Origin of the sequence: Rhodanobacter sp. C05, assembly GCF_002001165.1 — a bacterium.
Classification (GTDB): Bacteria; Pseudomonadota; Gammaproteobacteria; order Xanthomonadales; family Rhodanobacteraceae; genus Rhodanobacter.
Window position 1 is genome coordinate 235,178 of sequence record NZ_MUNQ01000007.1, and the last position, 17,154, is coordinate 252,331.

The following is a 17,154-nucleotide window of genomic DNA, read 5'->3' on the forward strand; positions in this document are numbered from 1 at the left end:
GCATAGAGAGTTTCAGGCGTTCATTTGGCGGATGGCTGCGTCGAAATAACTTGCGAATCAGCCATCCGTCAACACTCAGGGCCCAGCCGCCACGGGCGTCTTCAACGTCGAGCCCGGCCGCGCAGTCGCATACATCTCCCAGCTGATCTGCTTGAGCAGACCCTGCCGATCCTCACCTTGCTTGTACAGGTCGAAGTGTGTGCGATCCGGCAGAAAATGGAAGGCGGACTTTGCATGCAAGCCGTCCAGCACCGCCTGCAGCTTGTGCGCGGCGCCATCCAGATAGAACGTATCGGCGGTGCCGACGTACAGATGGATCTTGCCGTCCAGATCGGCCTTGAGCTGTGGCCATTGCTGCTGCAGTCGGTACGCGATGTCGTAGTGATCGCGCCAGTAGACAACGACCGCTGGGTCGACAGCGCCAGTGTCGCGGTCGAACATCGGCTCGGGCTGGCCATCCCTGCCGCGTGGCGAGAAGACCCATTCGAACGAGGCCAGCTGGCCGCCATAGGAGCCAAGCACACGCTCGAGTTTCGCGAACTGCTCGAATGTGCCGAGCACCTTGGCATGGTCGCGCACCAGCGGATACGTCGAGCCGTCAGTCCGGTGGTAGGCATTGGCATCCGGTGCATACAGGTCGATGCCGGTGAAGTCATGGAAGTCGCCGGGATCGGGCGAGGTCGACCAGGTTCCGCCGAAGATTTTCGGATAACGCGTCTGCAGCCACAGCGTGGCCCAGCCACCGGAGGAGTGCCCGTTGAGGAAACGCCCGTTCGGGCGACCATCCATCCGGTACTGCGACTCCAGTTGCGGGATCAGTTCCTCGGTGAGCGCGCGCCCCCACGGACCGTTGTTCACCGAATCGGCGAATTCGTGCGTGCCGGTCGGACTCGACTCGTCGAGGAACACCCAGATCATCGGCGGCATCTCGCCCTTTGCCATCGCCGAATTCACGTACGACAACGGCCCCATGACGCGATCGTTGTTGCCGCCGAACCCTTGTGTGTAATACACCGTGGGGTAGCGCCTGGTGGCCTTGGCATCGTAACCCGGCGGGGTCAACACCCAGCCGCGCATGTGGATCGGACGCCCCCAGAACGCGCTCAGCACAGGACTGGTGAAGTCCACCAGCGTCGCATGCAGGCGCGCCGCTGCGACCGCCTCGCGCATCGATGCTGCCGCCGATGCGGGCACCACCCACGGATCGCGTGCCGGCAACGCCTTGACCAGGGTCAGCGTCGGAATGCTGCTCGTTGGCAGATGGACCTTCACCACCTCGCTGACCAGATCGCCAGCGCCACGACCGGTGTAGTTGTAGCTGTGATCGACGTCGAGCACTGCCTGCATGTAGTAATCGCCCGGCGGCAGTTGCGAATAGCCGGCGGGAAACGCCAACCGATCAGCATCGATGTCGATGCTCTGGTCCGGCATCCAATGGCTCACTTCGCGCGCAGCCACGCTGGTTTCGGTGGCACGGAACGGATTGGCGTCAACCGCATCCACCACGCTGCTCTTGCCGTCGGAGTCTGCCTTTGCTTCGGCTTCGGCGGTCTTCGCCTCGATCGCGAACAACAGCAGTCGACCCGAGGTTGGCTGTGCCGAAGCGGCGCCAAGCTGCACGTGGAAGATGCGATGGGCGGCAACCGCAGGCGCATCCTGCCGCGCGATGGCCGTGCCGGACAGCAACCCAAGACACAGCAACGCAACAACAGCATGACGGCGATAGTGCATCACGAGCCCCTTTGGTGATCGAATGTTCGAAAGCGCACCGTCTTGCCTGCAGCCAGGTCGCGCGCCACTTCCGTGCAGCTTAACTTGTCCGTTTCAGCACCAGCGCATCGTGGCCATCACGCCGGCTGATGACGCCAACCACCTTGCCGTCAGCACCACGCTGAACGATCCGGCGCAGTCGTGGCTGGCCGGGCGTGAACAACACGTCCTTCAGTTCCGCCTTCATCGCATAAGGCTTGCCGCCATTCACTGCACCGGTGAGCTCGTCGCCATGACGGGCAATCACGTAGGTGAAATCCGGACCTGCCTTGTACGTACCGGCGTATTCATCCAGCACCGTCGTCGGCAACGTGATGGCTGGCGGATCCTGCGGTACGGCGATGGTCTGGCTGGAAATCATGCGCCAGCCGGCAGCCTCCTTCTGCCATACCTCGGTCGAACGATAGTCTGTATGCGACACCTGCCCGGCCACGGTGACCGTGGACTGGTCGGTGAAGCGCGTCACCGCCACCGTGCCATAGACCTCGACGTTGAAATCGGTCTGCACGAGACGGTTGGACATGCCGTTCGGAGCCGGGCCAGCGCTGGCAACGATGTCGTGCTTCGACACCACGCTGCCATCCTCGATCATGAAGGTCACCCGATCATCGAGATAGCGATCGAGCACGGCAGCATTGCCGCTGGCCGAGGCATCGGAGAACTCCTGCGATTGACGCTTGATCAGCGCAGCGACATCTTCCGCGGCAAATGCTGGCAAACAACCCACCAGCAGTACGAACAGGGTGACGATGGACAGGACACGATGACGGTATGACATGCGAACCCCCTAGCATGGGTTGTGGAATCACGACATCGAACAGAAGGTCCGCCTGCGTACGAGTACGCCGGGCAAACTCCTGATCTTCACTCTTCTTCGGCAGCAGGTTTGAGTGGAGCCAGCCGCAGATCCTGGAAATCGAAGCTGAAATCGGTCAATGGCGACATCGGCTGCATGCGCACTTCGCGGATATGGCCGTCCACATCCATGCTGAAGTTGACGAACGCATCGGCGTTGAGCGCACGATCGTCCCAGCGCACGGTGAAAGTGTCGTGCTGCCACGGTGTCATCGTGCCGACCAGCTGCGCGGTCTTCGAGAAACGCAGACGCAGCTTGCCGTTCTCGTGACTGATGATGACGTCGCCGTACCACGGATCGCGATAGGTACCGGCGTACTGCGCCAATGGCAGCGAGGGCCTGCTGTTCTTGTCGCGAGCAGCTTCATGCTTGGCCAGGCTGTCGTCAGCCTTGGCTTCGCCGAGCTTCACCGCCTTGTCGTACACCGCCACCCAGTCCGTCAATGAAGCCGCCGTCTTCTTGTCCGGATTCAGATAGGCGTCGAGCACGCGGTAAGTCACTGCATTGAATGCAGCACCGGATTCCTGGTTGGTCAGCACCACGACACCCAGATGCAACTCGGGAACCAGTGTCACGCGCGACACCATGCCCGGCCAGCCACCGGTATGCCAGACCAGCCGCTGGCCGCGGTAGTCGGACAGGAACCAGCTCTCGCCGTAGCCGTAGAAGTGCGGCACCAGCGGAGCCAGCTCCGGAATCGGTGGTTTGCCAATGGTGATCGGGGTCAGCATCGACCACATCTGCTGCTGGCTGTCCGCGGAAAACAATCGGACCGGCTTGCCGTCCGCGCCAATGGTCGGCAACACGCCGCCGTCCAACTGCACGTTCATCCACTTGGCCAGGTCATGCACGCTGGCATAGATGCCACCGGCACCGGGATCGTTGAGCCAGGCCATCGGCGGCACCGGCTCGAGGTCCTTGAAGTTGGCCTTGGCGTGACCGATCGCCACGTCCATGCCGGGCTTGAGATAGGTCTTGTCGATCAGCGACTCGTCCATGCCGACCGGCTGGAAGATGTGCTCGCGCACGTAGTCGGCATAGCTCTGGCCGGAGGCCTGCTCGATCACCAGCGTGGCCACCGCGAACAGGATGTTGTCGTAGGCGTAGTTGCTGCGAAAGCTGTTCTTGATCGGCACGTTGCGCAGCCGCTCGACCACTTCCTTCGTGGTGTAGGAAGTCGGCGGCCAGTACAGCAGATCGCCCGCGCCGAGCGAGAGGCCGCTGCGATGCGCCAGCAGGTCGCGGATACGCATTTCATGTGTCACGTACGGCTCGGACATGCGGAACCACGGCAGGTGGTCGATCACCCGATCGTCCATCTTCAGCTTGCCCTGCTCGGCCAGCTGCTGCAGCGATGCGGCAGTAAACGCCTTGGTGTTGGAGGCGATCGCGAACAGCGTGTGCGCGTCGACCGGGTCCGGCTTGCCGATTTCACGCAGGCCGAAGCCCTGCTCCATCACCACCTTGCCGTCCTTGACGATCGCCACGGCGATGCCCGGCACGTCGAATGTCTTGCGCGCGCTGTCGACGTATGCACCGAAGTCCTGCAGCTGCCCAGGCAGAGCAGGTGCAGTGGATGACGTGGTCGTCGCCGGTGTTGTCGTCGAGACCGCAGGCGTCTGTGCCAGCACGGCAGTGGCGAACACGAACAATGCGCAACATCCCGCCAGACGCGGGGGAAGGTATCGCAGGGACATCAGCGACTCCACGGGTTGGAAGCGGGCCACTATCGCGGCAAACGCAAGCTGAGGCCAGCGCTGGAAGTCATGGGTCGCAACGCAGCCTCTCGACGCGTCGAGCGTCAGCACCGATCATTCACCCTTTGCACGATGCGCAACCTGCTGTAGTGCACCAAGGATTGAAGGACGAAATGAACACCCTTGTGGACTGGATCGCGACCCATGCACTGCTGCTATGGACTCTCCTGCCGTTGCTGGCCGTGCTGGCCGGCAACCTGGCCTGGCGGTGCAGCGCACGTCGGCGCGTGATCGCCGTGGCTGATGGCCGCCAGCCGGACGTGATGCAGTCGCGCACCATAGCCACGCTGGGCGCACTGGCAGCTCTGCTGTTCGCCACCATCGCATTCGCCATCGGCGAACCCGGTGCATTGGTGCGCTTCGACACCGCCCTTGCCGCAGACATCCACACCCAGCTGCCGCCATCCGCCTTGCCTGTGCTTTCCACCGTCAGCCTGCTTGGTGGCACGCCATGGGTGGTCACGGCATCCACGCTGATGCTGCTGATCCTGCTGCTGCGTCGGCAATGGAGCCTGTCGGCCTGCTGGGCCATCGCGCAAATCGGCATTCTGCCCATCGCCCACGGCATCAAGGCATGCTTCCAGCGGACACGGCCGCCGCATGACCCACGCTTCGTCACCGATGTCGGCTGGAGCTTTCCGAGCGGTCACGCGATCAGCTCCGCCGTGTTCTACGGCATGCTTGCCTACGTGCTGCTCCGTCTGCTGCCACCGCGCTGGCATCGCGTGGTGATCGCCGCCACTCTTCTGCCGGCCGGCCTGATCGGCCTCAGCCGCATCCTGTTGCAGGCGCATTATTTCAGCGACGTCGTCGCCGGCTATGCCTGCGGCCTGACGTGGCTGATGCTGTGCATCGGGCTGGCAGAGCATCTACGTCGACGCGACACAGTGCGCAGTCTTGCCGGGAAACCACGCCGATGAGCCTATCGAATGGCGACCTGTTCGCCCCAGCCTCTTCCAGTGGTCCGCGCATCCGCGTCGGCATCGGCGGCTGGAACTACGCGCCGTGGCGCAACAACTTCTACCCGGCCGGACTGGTGCAGCGGCGTGAGCTGGAATACGCCAGCCGCCAGCTGCGCACGATCGAGATCAACGGCACTTATTACGGCGCGCAGAAAGCAGCGACCTACGCCAAGTGGGCGGCGGAGACCCCGGACGACTTTGTATTCTCGCTGAAGGCGCCGCGCTACATCACCGAAGGCAAGCGACTGGCCGAGGTCGGCAAGGGCATCGGCAGCTTCGTGCACGGCGGTCTGGCTGAAATGGGCGACCGGCTGGGACCGATCCTGTGGCAGCTGCCGCCATCGCGGCCATTCGATGCCAAAGACCTGGCGGGATTCCTCGATGCGCTGCCACGCGAGCTGAATGGCCAGCCGCTGCGGCATGTGCTCGAAGTGCGCCACCCCAGCTTCATGGATGAGCGCTACGTGGCACTGGCGCGCAGCCATGCGGTGCCGACCGTATTCACCGATTCACCCGACTACCCGTCGCTGGCCGACCTCACCGGTGATTTCACGTATGCGCGGTTGATGCGCAGCGCCGACGGGATTTCCACCGGCTATGCACCTGAGGCACTGGATCATTGGGCCGAACACGCACATGGCTGGGCTGCGGGCAACGACATTGGTGAACTGCCGCATGCAGCCGCTCTGCCACCGGCGAACCGGCCACGCGACGTGTTCGTGTTCTTCATCAGCAGCGCCAAGCATCGCAATCCGGCCGCAGCGATGGCGCTGCAGTCACGTGTCGACGGCAGCCGCTGAATGCAGCGCGCAGCCGGTCGCATGCCTCAACCCATGCAGAACGCGTTGAGCTTGTTGCCTTCGATATCCCTGAAATAACCGGCGTAGAAGCCGTCACCGCGCTCGCCCGGCGCGCCCTCGTCGCTGCCACCCAGTGCCAGCGCCTTGGCATGCAACCGATCCACCTTGTCGCGACTGTTCATCACCAGCGCCACCATGACGCCATTGCCGACGCTGGCAGGCTGGCCGTCGAACGGCTTGATCATGACCAGGCTGGGCTTGTCAAAGGACACGCCCCAGAAAATGTAGCGATCGCTTTCCATCAGGCGTTTGACACCAGACTCGCCGAACAGCTCGTCGTAGAACGCTGCCGCGCGCGGCATGTCGTTGGTACCCAGAGTGACGTAACCGATCATGGCGATCTCCAGTGCAGTGGATGGATGGCAACGCGTCAGCATCGTGCAATCACACCTCGCTGTCACCTGCCGTTGTATCGACGGGCGCAGCCTGCATTAAGCTCGACACCTGCCCCACACCGGCCCATCCGCATGCGTCGACTCACCCCGCTGATCCTGCTCGCTGCCCTGGTCGTTGCCATGGTGCTGTGGCGGCAGCACACACCCGCGCCGCCGAGCCTGCCGAATCAAGCCGCAACGACAACCGTCAGCGACGGCACAGCTGCAGCGTTGCCGACATTCCTGCCACCGGAAGCGCATGCCACACTGGACCTGATCGCCCGCGGCGGCCCGTTCCCGCACAGCCAGGATGGTGTGGTGTTCGGCAACTACGAACACCTGCTACCGGCCCAGCCGCGTGGCTACTATCACGAGTACACGGTGGAAACACCTGGCGCGAGTACGCGCGGCACACGGCGCATCATCACCGGTGGCACGCCACCCGAGATCTACTACTACACCGACGATCACTACCACAGCTTCCGCAGTTTCAAGGTAAGCCAGTGACCGCACACGGTCTCGATCCGGACCTGACCCGACCGACCCAGAGCGGCGTGTATTTCGTCGGCGCCCACGATCCCGATCGCCTGGCCAAAACCGCCCGGCAGTATGAGCTGCACGTCTGCCGCACCGACCTGACTGGCTGTCACGACAAGGACGAACTGTTGCGGCGTCTTGCGGTATCGCTGTCCTTGCCGGCCTCGTTCGGTCACAACTGGGATGCGCTGGCCGACTGTCTGCGCGATCTGCACTGGATCCCGGCCTGGGGCTATGTGCTGCTGTTCGAGCATGCCGACGAACTGCGCCAGGCCGCCGAAGCCGACTACAACATCCTGCTCGGCATTCTCGACGACGCGGCGACGTTCGGCGCCGAGCATGAGATACCGTGGTTCGCCTTCCTGACTTTGCCCGATGACGCATTCGACAGCCGCCACGCCAGCGCCTGAAGCTGTGTCACCCTATGCACCCCTGAAATGCCGGAACATCATGCAAACCATCGAATTCGAACTGGAAGGCACCTACGTCGAGCTCAACATGCTGCTGAAGCTGACTGGCCTGTGCGACAGCGGCGGCGCCGGCAAGGCCATCGTTGCCACCGGCGCCGTCTCGGTGGACAAGCAGATCGAGCTGCGCAAGACCTGCAAGATCCACGCGGGCCAGGTGGTCAACATCGACGAGATCGAGATCCACGTGCTGGCCGATTCGGGCGCGGAATAATCCGGATAGCCGCAGGAATCACGACGGCAGGTTGTCCAATCGTCGGTCGAGGTCAGCGTAATCAGGCACGCGCAACAGGAACTCGTGTTCCATGACACGGCGTATCTCCGCGCTGTCGCGCAAAGTGTGCCGTTCGGGCTCGTGTCCCAGGCGGCGTACCGTGAACTCGCGGTTGAGCAGGCTCAGGCGCCGATCGGCTGCGGTGCGCGCCATGATCAAGTTGCCGACAAATCGCGACGCCGGGTGCGTGGACACATAGTGGTTGGCCACCACGTAGTCGACCGGCTGGCTTGGCTTGAGGTCGAAGCGATATAGCGACAACCACTGCCCGCGCACCAGCGACTGCATGCGCCAGTCGCCATCCCGCATGATCAGCCGGAACGGTTCGTGGGCCGTGGCTTGCTCGATATCGGCCTGCAGGCGCAGGGCTCCGGTAAGTACCTGGCCGCCGAAACCGACATCGACGAGCCAACTCTCGCCCGCCAGCTCGACGCGCAACAGCATGTGGGTCTGCGCGGTAACCGCATCCTCCGGCTGGTTCCACAGCACCCGCGCGATCAACCCCGACACTTCGAAACCGATGGCCCGCAACACCCCTGCGAACAGCAGGTTCTGCTCGAAGCAGTAACCGCCACGGCCGTCCTGCACCAGCTTGCGCTGCAGCGCAGCCAGCTCCAGATCGACCGGCAGGCCTAGCAACGGATTGAGATTCTCGAACGGAATGGCGGCCACATGGGCGATCGCCAGTGCGTGTAGGGTCGACAGCTGCGGTACGACGGCGCCCACATGGCCAATGCGCCGGAGGTAGGCATCCAGGTCGATGGGTTCGCTCATGCTCAGATCCATGGAAATCGGGGCCACGATAGTACCTTCCCGCTGATGCCTGCCATGCGGGTAACCCAAGCCGCGTGGCCAGCGAATAGACAGTATCCGACGCATGCAACGGTATTCACTCTGTCTATCGTTGCATCTGTCGCTGGCGCTTCCACGTAACTTCATGGAACGAAGCTCAGCCCGATACAAACTACTTCAGCGAGGCACACCATGATTCGTCGAACTGCCTTCCACGTTATCCCGCTGGTCGCCGCCTTGATGGTGGCCGGGCTGAGCGCCTGCCAACCCGCTGCCGCGGCCAACGAAACGCAGGCTTTGCCCGCACCCACGGTGGATGCACCAAAGACCGCCGCCGCGGGCGAGCAGACCGCCGTACTGGCCGGCGGCTGCTTCTGGGGCATCGAGGCCGTGTTCGAGCACGTCAAGGGCGTGCACAAGGTGGTCTCCGGGTTTTCCGGCGGCGCCGCCGACACGGCGCACTATGACGAGGTCAGCGATGGCGATACCGGCCATGCGGAGTCGGTCAGGGTGCAGTTCGACCCCGCCAAGGTCAGCTACGGCCAGTTGCTGCAGGTGTTCTTCTCGGTCGCGCTCGATCCCACCGAACTCAACCGGCAAGGTCCGGACAGCGGTACGCAATACCGTTCGGTGATCTTCTACGGCAACGACGAGCAGAAGAAGATCGCCACCGACTACATCGCCCAGCTGACGGCAGCGAAGTCCTTCCCGGCACCGATTGTGACCCAGGTCGTGCCATTGAAGGCGTTCTATCCGGCCGAGGCCTATCACCAGCACTACTTCAGCGAGCACCCGGACAATCCGTACATCGTCATCAACGATGCGCCGAAAGTCGCGAATCTGCAGAAACTGTTTCCGACCCTGTATCAGCCGGAACAGCAAGTGGTGGATGTCCAACTGCACTGAGCTGGATCAAGTTTGACTTGCATGAGGCGGCAAGACCCCCATGTCTGGACTTCCGCGCCCCTCACGCGCCTGCCCTGACCTGCTCCCCACGTGCCGCCTCACGCTCATTCATCGCCGGCTGAATCCACCGAGCTCACCCGCAGCTTCCTGGGCGTATTCCGCTACAGCGGGCGGGCGCTGGAACTGGTGTGGAGTACCAGCCGCCCGTTGACCGTGGCGCTGGCGTTGCTAACGCTGATTGCCGGTCTGCTGCCCGCCGGCGTGGCATATGTCGGCGCACATATCGTCGATGCGGTGGTGACTGCCAGCCGCCTGTGGGCGAGCACCGGCCATGCGCCGCTGACAACTGTGTTCAAGTGGGTGGCGCTGGAAGGCATCCTGGTGGCAGCCCTCGCCGGTGCACAGCGTGGCCTGTCGATGTGCCAGTCGCTGCTGCGCGCGCAGCTGGGACAACGCGTCAACGTGATGATCCTGGAGAAGGCGCTGACGCTGGAGCTTGCGCACTTCGAGGATTCCGAGTTCTACGACAAGCTCACCCGTGCCCGCCGCGAGGCGTCGACACGACCGCTATCGCTGGTCACCCGCACGTTCGGGCTGGGCCAGAACGCGATCTCGCTGATCAGCTACGGCACCTTGCTGTTCCATTTCTCGCCATGGGCGGTGGCGGTATTGCTGCTGGCCGGGCTGCCCTCGTTCCTGTCCGAAACCAAGTTTTCCGGCGATGCGTTCCGGCTGTTCCGCTGGCGTTCGCCGGAAACGCGCATGCAGCTGTATCTGGAAACCGTGCTGGCGCGCGAGGACCACGCCAAGGAGGTCAAGCTGTACGAGCTCGGCCCGTTGCTGCTGGATCGCTACCGCGACATCTTCGACAAGCTCTACGGCGAGGACCGCGACCTGACCGTCCGCCGCGAAAGCTGGGGCTTCGGACTCGGCCTGCTGGGCACGATCACGCTGTACGGCGCGTATGCCTGGATCGCCATGACCACGGTGATCGGCCGCATCACACTGGGCCAGATGACCATGTATCTGTCGCTGTTCCGGCAGGGTCAGTCGGCGGTCTCGGCGATGCTGTCGGCGATCGGCGGCATGTACGAGGACAACCTGTATCTGTCGACCCTGTACGAGTATCTGGAAACGCCGGTGCCACCGTCACATGGTATGGCCCAGCGCGGCGCGAAGCCGGACGACGGCATCCGCTTCGAGCAGGTCAGCTTCACCTATCCCGGCGCCAGCGAGCCGGCGCTGCACGACATCAACCTGCATATTCGCCCCGGCGAATCGCTGGCTCTGGTCGGCCAGAACGGCTCCGGCAAGACCACCCTGATCAAGCTGCTGACGCGGCTGTACTCGCCCGACAGCGGCCGCATCCTGCTCGACGGCACCGACCTGCGCGACTGGGACGAAAGCACCCTGCTGCAACGCATCGGCGTGATCTTCCAGGATTTCGCGCGCTACCAGATGCGCGTGGGCGAGAACGTCGGCGCCGGCGACGTCAGCCATTTCGAGGACGAGGCACGCTGGCGCGAGGCCAGCGACAAGGGCATGGCCAGCGAATTCATCGACGGCCTGCCGTCCGGCTTCAACACCCAGCTCGGCAAGTGGTTCCGCGAGGGACGCGAACTGTCCGGTGGCCAGTGGCAGAAGATCGCACTGGCGCGCGCCTTCATGCGCTCGCGCGCGGACATCCTGGTGCTGGACGAACCGACCGCCGCGATGGATGCCCAGGCCGAGGCGAGCATCTTCGCGCATTTCCGCGAACTGGCCGGCAACCGCATCGCGATCCTGATTTCGCACCGCTTCTCCACCGTGCGCATGGCCGACCAGATCATCGTGATCCAGGACGGCCGCATCATCGAGCACGGCAGCCACGAACAGTTGATGGCGCAGGACGGCCACTATGCGCACCTGTTCTCGCTGCAGGCGCAAGGTTACCGGTAATCAACTGATACCCATTCCATTAGCGCAGATCATCAAAGCCCGTTCGGGCTGAGCGTAGCGCCGCAGGCGCGAAGTCGAAGCCGCGCGCCGAACCCTTCGACTTCGCCGCTACGCGACTACGCTCAGAGCCTGCCCCGGACTTGATCCGGGGGTGAACGGGACAAAACACGACTGTGCATGGATCACCGGCTTGACCCTGCCCGCCCCCGCGCCCCATGCTTTGCCGTCTGTCTGGATCGAAATACACGCATGAGCAGTCGCTACAACGCCGCCGATATCGAAGTCCTCTCCGGCCTGGATCCGGTCAAACGCCGCCCTGGCATGTACACCGACACCACCCGCCCGAATCATCTGGTGCAGGAGGTGGTCGACAACTCGGTGGATGAGGCGCTGGCCGGCCACGCCAGCTCGATCGAGGTGATGCTGTACAACGACGGTTCGGTGGAAGTGAGCGACGACGGCCGCGGCATGCCGGTGGACATCCATCCGGAAGAGGGCGTCTCCGGTGTCGAACTGATCATGACCCGGCTGCACGCGGGCGGTAAGTTCAGCGGCAAGAACTACAACTTCTCCGGCGGCCTGCACGGCGTCGGCGTCTCGGTGGTCAATGCGCTGTCCGACCGGGTCGAGGTGAACATCCGCCGCGATGGCTCCGAATATCAAATGGTGTTCGCGCACGGCGACAAGATCAGCCCGCTGGAAGTCATCGGCACAGTACCGAAGAAGCGCAGCGGCACCACCTTGCGGTTCTGGCCGGAAGCGAAGTATTTCGATTCACCGAAGATCTCGCTGTCGAAGCTCAAGCACTTGCTGCGCGCCAAGGCCGTGCTGTGCGCCGGCCTCAACGTCAAGCTCACCGACGAAGCCAGCGGCGAAACGATCGAGTGGCATTACGAGGATGGCCTGCGCGACTACCTGCGTGGTGAACTCGACGGTAGCGAGGCCTTGCCGAACGAGCTGTTCGTGCACCACATGGCGCGCGACGTGGAAGGTCTGGAAGTGGCGCTGGCCTGGTTGCCGGAAGGCGAATTGGTGCAGGAGAGCTACGTCAACCTGATCCCCACCGCGCAGGGCGGCACCCACGTCAACGGTTTGCGCACCGGATTGACCACTGCGATCCGCGAGTTCTGCGAGATCCGCAACCTGCTGCCGCGCAGCGTCAAGCTGGCACCGGAAGATGTGTGGGAACGGCTCGCCTTCGTGCTGTCGGCCAAGCTGCAGGACCCGCAGTTCGCCGGCCAGACCAAGGAAAGACTCTCATCGCGGCAGACCGCCGGCATGGTCGAGAACGTCATCCACGATGCCTTCAGCCTGTGGCTCAATCAGAACGTGGAGATGGGCGAGCGGATTGCCCAGCTGGCGATCGAGCGCGCCAGCGCGCGGCTGAAAGCGGCCAAGCAGATCGTGCGCAAGAAGATCACCCAGGGCCCGCAACTGCCCGGCAAACTGGCCGACTGCACGGCCACCGACCTCACCCGCACCGAACTGTTTCTCGTCGAGGGCGACTCCGCGGGCGGGAGCGCCAAGCAGGCGCGCGACAAGGAGTTCCAGGCGATCCTGCCGCTGCGCGGCAAGATCCTCAACACCTGGGAAGTCGAGTCGACCTCGGTGCTGGCGTCGGAAGAAGTGCACAACCTCGCCGTGGCGATCGGCTGCGACCCAGGCAAAGATGACCTGTCCGGCCTGCGCTACGGCAAGGTGATCATTCTCGCCGATGCGGACTCGGATGGCCTGCACATCGCCACGCTGCTGGCGGCGTTGTTCCTTAAACATTTCCCCACGCTGGTCAGCGAAGGCCATGTGTTCGTGGCGATGCCGCCGCTGTTCCGCGTCGATGTCGGCAAGCAGGTGTTCTATTGCCTCGACGAAAGCGAGAAGGAAGCGATGTTGCAGCGGATCGAGCGCGAGAAGATCAAGGGCGCGGTCAGCACCACCCGCTTCAAGGGTCTGGGCGAAATGAACCCGCCGCAGCTGCGCGAATCGACCATCCATCCGGACACGCGCCGGTTGGTCCAGCTGACCATCGGTAACGACGACGGCACCGCCAAGCTGATGGACATGCTGCTGGCGAAGAAGCGCGCCGGCGATCGCAAGGCATGGCTGGAAGAGAAAGGTGATCTGGCCACGCTGGAAGTCTGATTCGTCGGATGTCTTGCCCGCGCGCAATGCAGCCTTCATGCTGACGCCATGCCGATTGAGCACCTTGCAATCCGTACGTCGAGCACACCCCGTCTCATGCCGGATGGCAAGGCCACATGCCTGTGAGCAGCAGCCCGGTCGAACCTGAGGAGTTGACCCGTCTGCTGATCCACACGGGCCGCGGTGATCAACACGCCTTTGCCGAGCTGTACCAGCGCACCTCATCGAAACTGTTTGGCGTATGCCTGCGCATGCTGCGTGAACGCAGCGAAGCCGAAGAGGTATTGCAGGAAACCTACATGACCGTATGGCGCCGCGCCGCCAGTTTCGATGCATCCAAGGCCAGCGCCATCACCTGGCTGGTAACGCTGGCCCGCAACAAGGCGATCGATCGGCTGCGCCAACACCGCGAAGAACAGCTGGACGACCCGCTCCGGCTCGAAGAAACCGCCGATGTGCAGCCCACACCAGCCGCCGACGCCGAAATCAGCCAGGAGCGCCAACGTCTGCAGCGATGTCTGGACGAACTGGAATCGCCGCAGCGCGCTGCCGTGCGTGAAGCCTTTTTCACCGGCGCGACGTATAACGAACTGGCGACCCGCTGCAAGGTGCCGCTGGGCACCATGAAAAGCTGGATCCGCCGCAGCCTGCTGCAACTACGCACCTGTCTGGAACGATGAACACACCTGCCGACCACCGCCACGACGATCTGCGCTATGCCGAGTACGTACTCGGTGTGCTGGACGCCGATGCGCGCGCGGCGGTGGAGCGGGAGATTCAGGTCAATCCGCAAGCCGCCGCAGCGGTCGCCCTGTGGCAACGTCATTTGACGCCACTGGCCGACGATGTCGGCGACATGGCTCCGGCGCCGTATGTCTGGGCACGCATCCGCGATTCACTGCAATTGGCTGCACCGGCAACGCCGCAGCCACGCACCAGCCTATGGGACAACCTGCGCCTGTGGCGCTGGCTCGGCATCGGCGCCAGCATGGTGGCGGCAGCCTGCGTGGCGGTCATGTTTGCACTGCCACGCCTGGCAACCACGCCATCGGTGGTCAACGCCGGTTACATGGCCGCCACCATCACGCAGGACAATGGTGTCACCGGCTGGACCGCCACGATGGATCTTCAGCATGCGCGAATGATCGTGGTACCGGCCACGCCGACCGCGTTTGTGCAGGGGCGCGCACCCGAGCTGTGGCTGATCCCGCCGGGTGAAAAGCCCATCTCACTGGGCGTGATCGCACGCGACAAACCCACGACCATCGCCTTGCGCACCCAATTGCTGACACGCCTGAGCGCCCAGGCTCTGCTTGCCGTATCGGTGGAACCGGTTGGCGGCTCACCCACCGGCCAGCCCACCGGCCCGGTGATGGCCAAGGGTGCAATCACCGGCGCCTGACCGGCTTGTTGCATGGCTGGGTTGGGATCAACTTATTTTTGTCCCGTTTGCATCCGTAACCACATCTGCTGCGTATCTCCTCCCGCTTCCGATCCGCGAAGCGGACATCACTGGAGAACGAGATGAAGATCAATCAGCACATGCGCACCGTTGCCCTTGGCTTTTCTCTGGCATTGGCCACGGCGGCTGCAGCACCGATGGCCATGGCCGGCTCGATGAGCATGGAAAAGACCGTGATGGTCGGCGGTGCGGCGATGTACCCGTCGAAGAACATCATCCAGAACGCGGTCAACTCGAAGGATCACACCACCCTGGTCGCCGCGGTGAAGGCTGCCGGCCTGGTCGACACCCTTTCCGGCACGGGTCCGTTCACGGTGTTCGCGCCAACCAACGAGGCGTTTGCGGCGCTGCCCGCAGGCACCGTCGACAATCTGCTGAAGCCTGAGAACAGGGCCACGCTGACCAAGATTCTTACCTACCATGTGGTGGCCGGAAAGATGACCTCGCATGACCTCGAAAAGGCAGTCATGACAGGCGGCGGCAAGGCCGTGCTGAAGACTGTCGAAGGTGATTCGATCACGGTCGCAAAGAGCGGCAGCGCCTGGACTGTCACCGACGACAAGGGCAACGCGGCCAACATCACCATCGCGGACGTGATCCAGTCGAATGGCGTGATCTTCGTGATCGACAAGGTACTGATGCCGTAATCGGCAGTAACGCTTCATTGCATCGGCCGCCCCGATTCCATCGTCGGGGCGGCTTTTTTTGCGACGACATCGGCGCTAAGGTGCTTGCTGGTTTTCGTGGGAATTTCGCATGGCCCTGCTAGCTCCGCTCGACCTCCAGCGCTGGATCGACGAACACCGCCACCTGCTCAAACCGCCGGTAGGCAACAAGTGCATCGTCGACGGCGACTTCATCATCATGATCGTCGGCGGCCCCAACGCGCGTACCGATTACCACCACGACGAAGGCCCGGAGTTCTTCTACCAGCTCGAGGGCGAGATGGTGTTGAAGGTGCAGGACGATGGCCACGCGCGCGATATCCCGATTCGCGCCGGCGAAATCTTTTACCTGCCGCCGTGCGTACCGCACTCGCCACAGCGCCTGCCTGATTCGATCGGCCTGGTGATCGAACGGCGCCGCGTCCGCGGTGAGAAGGATGGTCTGCTGTGGTTTTGCGAGCGTTGCAACCACAAGCTGTACGAGGAATATTTCGTGCTCGACAGCATCGAACGCGATTTCCCGCCGGTGTTCGACCGCTTCTACGGTTCACGCGATGCGCGCAGCTGTGACGCCTGCGGGCACCTGAACCCGGCACCGGCGAAATACGCCGAATACCACCCCTGACGTCATGCCCGCGAAAGCGGGCATCCATGTAACTGTTCGCCATGGATTCCCGCTATTGCGGGAAAGACGGCATGCTCTGAGCTTTCCCTATGCGTTAGCGTCATCTCGAGCCAGCCATTTGCGCGCCATCCGCTGCAACGAGGTATCCAGGCTGGAATCATCGGCCACATCCGCCACCTGGCGCCACGCCAGCGCCAGTGATTCCTCGTTGATTGTGAAGCGCTCATCCTCGCCAGCATGCACGACATAGCGAACATCGTAATGCCAGTGATCCGGCTGACTGCCGCGTGCCGCAATCCGGTGACGATCGATGTCGAAGATGCCAGCTTCAACACGTAGACCCACCACGCCGGTTTCTTCCTCTGCTTCGCGCAACGCTACCCGCGCCAGATCCACATCACCGTCAGCATGACCTCCCGGCTGCAGCCAGCGGTCCAGCTTGCGATGGTGCATCAGCAGCACGCGCATGCCGTCTGCACTGACCAGCCATGCCGAGCCGGTGAAGTGACCCGAGAGATGACTGCGCTCGAACACGGCAGGATGGGACTGCAGGAAACCGGTGAACCGGGCAACCGAGGCAACATCCCCGGGAGTACGCGAGGCGTATTCCTCGAAGTCGAGCCGCATTCGCGAAAAATCAGACAGCATGACTTGAGACATGGGATGCGGGAACGGCGTCCATCATAGCTGCGTCGCAGCTTGTTCCCCTTCCGCCACTCCGTTATGGTTGCTTGTCACATCGGCTCGTCGCGTCATACTCGTCGCGGTTC

The 17,154-nt window shown here is 63.2% G+C and carries 18 protein-coding genes; 12 read left to right on the forward strand and 6 right to left on the reverse strand.

Annotated features, from left to right (window positions below):
* Window positions 1-75: 75 nt before the first annotated feature.
* The 3 genes from B0E51_RS05615 to B0E51_RS05625 form a co-directional block, all read right to left on the reverse strand.
* Window positions 76-1,731, reverse strand: coding sequence for an alpha/beta hydrolase-fold protein (locus B0E51_RS05615; protein ID WP_077443858.1), 1,656 nt, complete (start codon window positions 1,729-1,731; stop codon window positions 76-78).
* Between the two features lie 79 nt (window positions 1,732-1,810).
* Window positions 1,811-2,548, reverse strand: coding sequence for a nuclear transport factor 2 family protein (locus B0E51_RS05620; RefSeq protein ID WP_077443859.1), 738 nt, complete (start codon window positions 2,546-2,548; stop codon window positions 1,811-1,813).
* 86 nt (window positions 2,549-2,634) lie between these two features.
* On the reverse strand, window positions 2,635-4,323 hold the full coding sequence (locus B0E51_RS05625) for a serine hydrolase (protein ID WP_077443966.1): 1,689 nt from the start codon (window positions 4,321-4,323) through the stop codon (window positions 2,635-2,637).
* Between the two features lie 173 nt (window positions 4,324-4,496).
* On the opposite strand from B0E51_RS05625, the gene B0E51_RS05630 reads away from it, so the two are divergent.
* Both B0E51_RS05630 and B0E51_RS05635 read left to right on the forward strand, forming a co-directional pair.
* On the forward strand, window positions 4,497-5,303 hold the full coding sequence (locus tag B0E51_RS05630; RefSeq protein WP_077443860.1) for a phosphatase PAP2 family protein: 807 nt from the start codon (window positions 4,497-4,499) through the stop codon (window positions 5,301-5,303).
* Window positions 5,300-6,145: a DUF72 domain-containing protein gene (locus tag B0E51_RS05635; protein ID WP_077443861.1), complete on the forward strand. Its 846-nt coding sequence runs from the start codon at window positions 5,300-5,302 to the stop codon at window positions 6,143-6,145. Before B0E51_RS05630 ends, B0E51_RS05635 begins: the two co-directional genes overlap by 4 nt.
* A 26-nt stretch (window positions 6,146-6,171) precedes the next feature.
* Here B0E51_RS05635 and B0E51_RS05640 read toward each other — a convergent pair whose 3' ends face one another.
* Window positions 6,172-6,582, reverse strand: coding sequence for a VOC family protein (locus B0E51_RS05640; protein ID WP_217333068.1), 411 nt, complete (start codon window positions 6,580-6,582; stop codon window positions 6,172-6,174).
* 90 nt (window positions 6,583-6,672) lie between these two features.
* On the opposite strand from B0E51_RS05640, the gene B0E51_RS05645 reads away from it, so the two are divergent.
* Genes B0E51_RS05645 through B0E51_RS05655 form a run of 3 tightly spaced genes read left to right on the forward strand, consistent with a single transcriptional unit; the run spans window position 6,673 to window position 7,797 of the window.
* On the forward strand, window positions 6,673-7,086 hold the full coding sequence (locus B0E51_RS05645; RefSeq protein ID WP_077443862.1) for a ribonuclease: 414 nt from the start codon (window positions 6,673-6,675) through the stop codon (window positions 7,084-7,086).
* Window positions 7,083-7,526, forward strand: coding sequence for a barstar family protein (locus tag B0E51_RS05650; RefSeq protein WP_077443863.1), 444 nt, complete (start codon window positions 7,083-7,085; stop codon window positions 7,524-7,526). The genes B0E51_RS05645 and B0E51_RS05650 overlap by 4 nt, the downstream gene beginning before the upstream one ends.
* Before the next feature lie 40 nt (window positions 7,527-7,566).
* Window positions 7,567-7,797: an RNA-binding S4 domain-containing protein gene (locus B0E51_RS05655; protein WP_077443864.1), complete on the forward strand. Its 231-nt coding sequence runs from the start codon at window positions 7,567-7,569 to the stop codon at window positions 7,795-7,797.
* A gap of 18 nt (window positions 7,798-7,815) precedes the next feature.
* Here the strand turns inward: B0E51_RS05655 and B0E51_RS05660 are convergent, their stop codons facing one another.
* Complete coding sequence (locus B0E51_RS05660; RefSeq protein ID WP_077443968.1) at window positions 7,816-8,631, reverse strand: arylamine N-acetyltransferase; 816 nt, start codon at window positions 8,629-8,631, stop codon at window positions 7,816-7,818.
* Window positions 8,632-8,841: 210 nt separating this feature from the next.
* On the opposite strand from B0E51_RS05660, the gene msrA reads away from it, so the two are divergent.
* From msrA to B0E51_RS05695, 7 genes are all read left to right on the forward strand, one after another.
* Window positions 8,842-9,555: a peptide-methionine (S)-S-oxide reductase MsrA gene (gene msrA / locus B0E51_RS05665; RefSeq protein ID WP_077443865.1), complete on the forward strand. Its 714-nt coding sequence runs from the start codon at window positions 8,842-8,844 to the stop codon at window positions 9,553-9,555.
* A 90-nt stretch (window positions 9,556-9,645) separates the two neighbouring features.
* Window positions 9,646-11,493, forward strand: coding sequence for an ABC transporter ATP-binding protein (locus B0E51_RS05670; RefSeq protein ID WP_254424419.1), 1,848 nt, complete (start codon window positions 9,646-9,648; stop codon window positions 11,491-11,493).
* Between the two features lie 249 nt (window positions 11,494-11,742).
* The gene (gene parE, locus B0E51_RS05675; RefSeq protein ID WP_077443866.1) at window positions 11,743-13,632 is read left to right on the forward strand and encodes a DNA topoisomerase IV subunit B; all 1,890 of its coding nucleotides are present in this window, start codon (window positions 11,743-11,745) and stop codon (window positions 13,630-13,632) included.
* Window positions 13,633-13,754: 122 nt separating this feature from the next.
* Complete coding sequence (locus B0E51_RS05680) at window positions 13,755-14,312, forward strand: sigma-70 family RNA polymerase sigma factor (RefSeq protein WP_217333071.1); 558 nt, start codon at window positions 13,755-13,757, stop codon at window positions 14,310-14,312.
* Window positions 14,309-15,034: an anti-sigma factor gene (locus B0E51_RS05685; RefSeq protein ID WP_077443868.1), complete on the forward strand. Its 726-nt coding sequence runs from the start codon at window positions 14,309-14,311 to the stop codon at window positions 15,032-15,034. The genes B0E51_RS05680 and B0E51_RS05685 overlap by 4 nt, the downstream gene beginning before the upstream one ends.
* Before the next feature lie 122 nt (window positions 15,035-15,156).
* A complete protein-coding gene (locus B0E51_RS05690) occupies window positions 15,157-15,741 on the forward strand; it encodes a fasciclin domain-containing protein (RefSeq protein ID WP_077443869.1) in 585 nt (194 codons plus the stop codon).
* A 109-nt stretch (window positions 15,742-15,850) separates the two neighbouring features.
* Window positions 15,851-16,384, forward strand: coding sequence for a 3-hydroxyanthranilate 3,4-dioxygenase (locus tag B0E51_RS05695; protein ID WP_077443870.1), 534 nt, complete (start codon window positions 15,851-15,853; stop codon window positions 16,382-16,384).
* Window positions 16,385-16,471: 87 nt separating this feature from the next.
* Here the strand turns inward: B0E51_RS05695 and B0E51_RS05700 are convergent, their stop codons facing one another.
* Window positions 16,472-17,032, reverse strand: coding sequence for an NUDIX hydrolase (locus B0E51_RS05700; RefSeq protein ID WP_077443871.1), 561 nt, complete (start codon window positions 17,030-17,032; stop codon window positions 16,472-16,474).
* Between the last annotated feature and the right edge of the window lie 122 nt (window positions 17,033-17,154).

Excerpts from the sequence above, each read along its gene's own strand:
- B0E51_RS05615 (WP_077443858.1), bottom strand. The coding sequence starts at position 1,731 with ATGCACTATCGCCGTCATGCTGTTGTTGCGTTGCTGTGTCTTGGGTTG.
- B0E51_RS05620 (WP_077443859.1), bottom strand. The coding sequence starts at position 2,548 with ATGTCATACCGTCATCGTGTCCTGTCCATCGTCACCCTGTTCGTACTG.
- B0E51_RS05625 (WP_077443966.1), bottom strand. The coding sequence starts at position 4,323 with ATGTCCCTGCGATACCTTCCCCCGCGTCTGGCGGGATGTTGCGCATTG.
- B0E51_RS05630 (WP_077443860.1), top strand. The coding sequence starts at position 4,497 with ATGAACACCCTTGTGGACTGGATCGCGACCCATGCACTGCTGCTATGG.
- B0E51_RS05635 (WP_077443861.1), top strand. The coding sequence starts at position 5,300 with ATGAGCCTATCGAATGGCGACCTGTTCGCCCCAGCCTCTTCCAGTGGT.
- B0E51_RS05640 (WP_217333068.1), bottom strand. The coding sequence starts at position 6,582 with ATGCTGACGCGTTGCCATCCATCCACTGCACTGGAGATCGCCATGATC.
- B0E51_RS05645 (WP_077443862.1), top strand. The coding sequence starts at position 6,673 with ATGCGTCGACTCACCCCGCTGATCCTGCTCGCTGCCCTGGTCGTTGCC.
- B0E51_RS05655 (WP_077443864.1), top strand. The coding sequence starts at position 7,567 with ATGCAAACCATCGAATTCGAACTGGAAGGCACCTACGTCGAGCTCAAC.
- B0E51_RS05660 (WP_077443968.1), bottom strand. The coding sequence starts at position 8,631 with ATGAGCGAACCCATCGACCTGGATGCCTACCTCCGGCGCATTGGCCAT.
- msrA (WP_077443865.1), top strand. The coding sequence starts at position 8,842 with ATGATTCGTCGAACTGCCTTCCACGTTATCCCGCTGGTCGCCGCCTTG.
- parE (WP_077443866.1), top strand. The coding sequence starts at position 11,743 with ATGAGCAGTCGCTACAACGCCGCCGATATCGAAGTCCTCTCCGGCCTG.
- B0E51_RS05685 (WP_077443868.1), top strand. The coding sequence starts at position 14,309 with ATGAACACACCTGCCGACCACCGCCACGACGATCTGCGCTATGCCGAG.
- B0E51_RS05690 (WP_077443869.1), top strand. The coding sequence starts at position 15,157 with ATGAAGATCAATCAGCACATGCGCACCGTTGCCCTTGGCTTTTCTCTG.
- B0E51_RS05695 (WP_077443870.1), top strand. The coding sequence starts at position 15,851 with ATGGCCCTGCTAGCTCCGCTCGACCTCCAGCGCTGGATCGACGAACAC.
- B0E51_RS05700 (WP_077443871.1), bottom strand. The coding sequence starts at position 17,032 with ATGCTGTCTGATTTTTCGCGAATGCGGCTCGACTTCGAGGAATACGCC.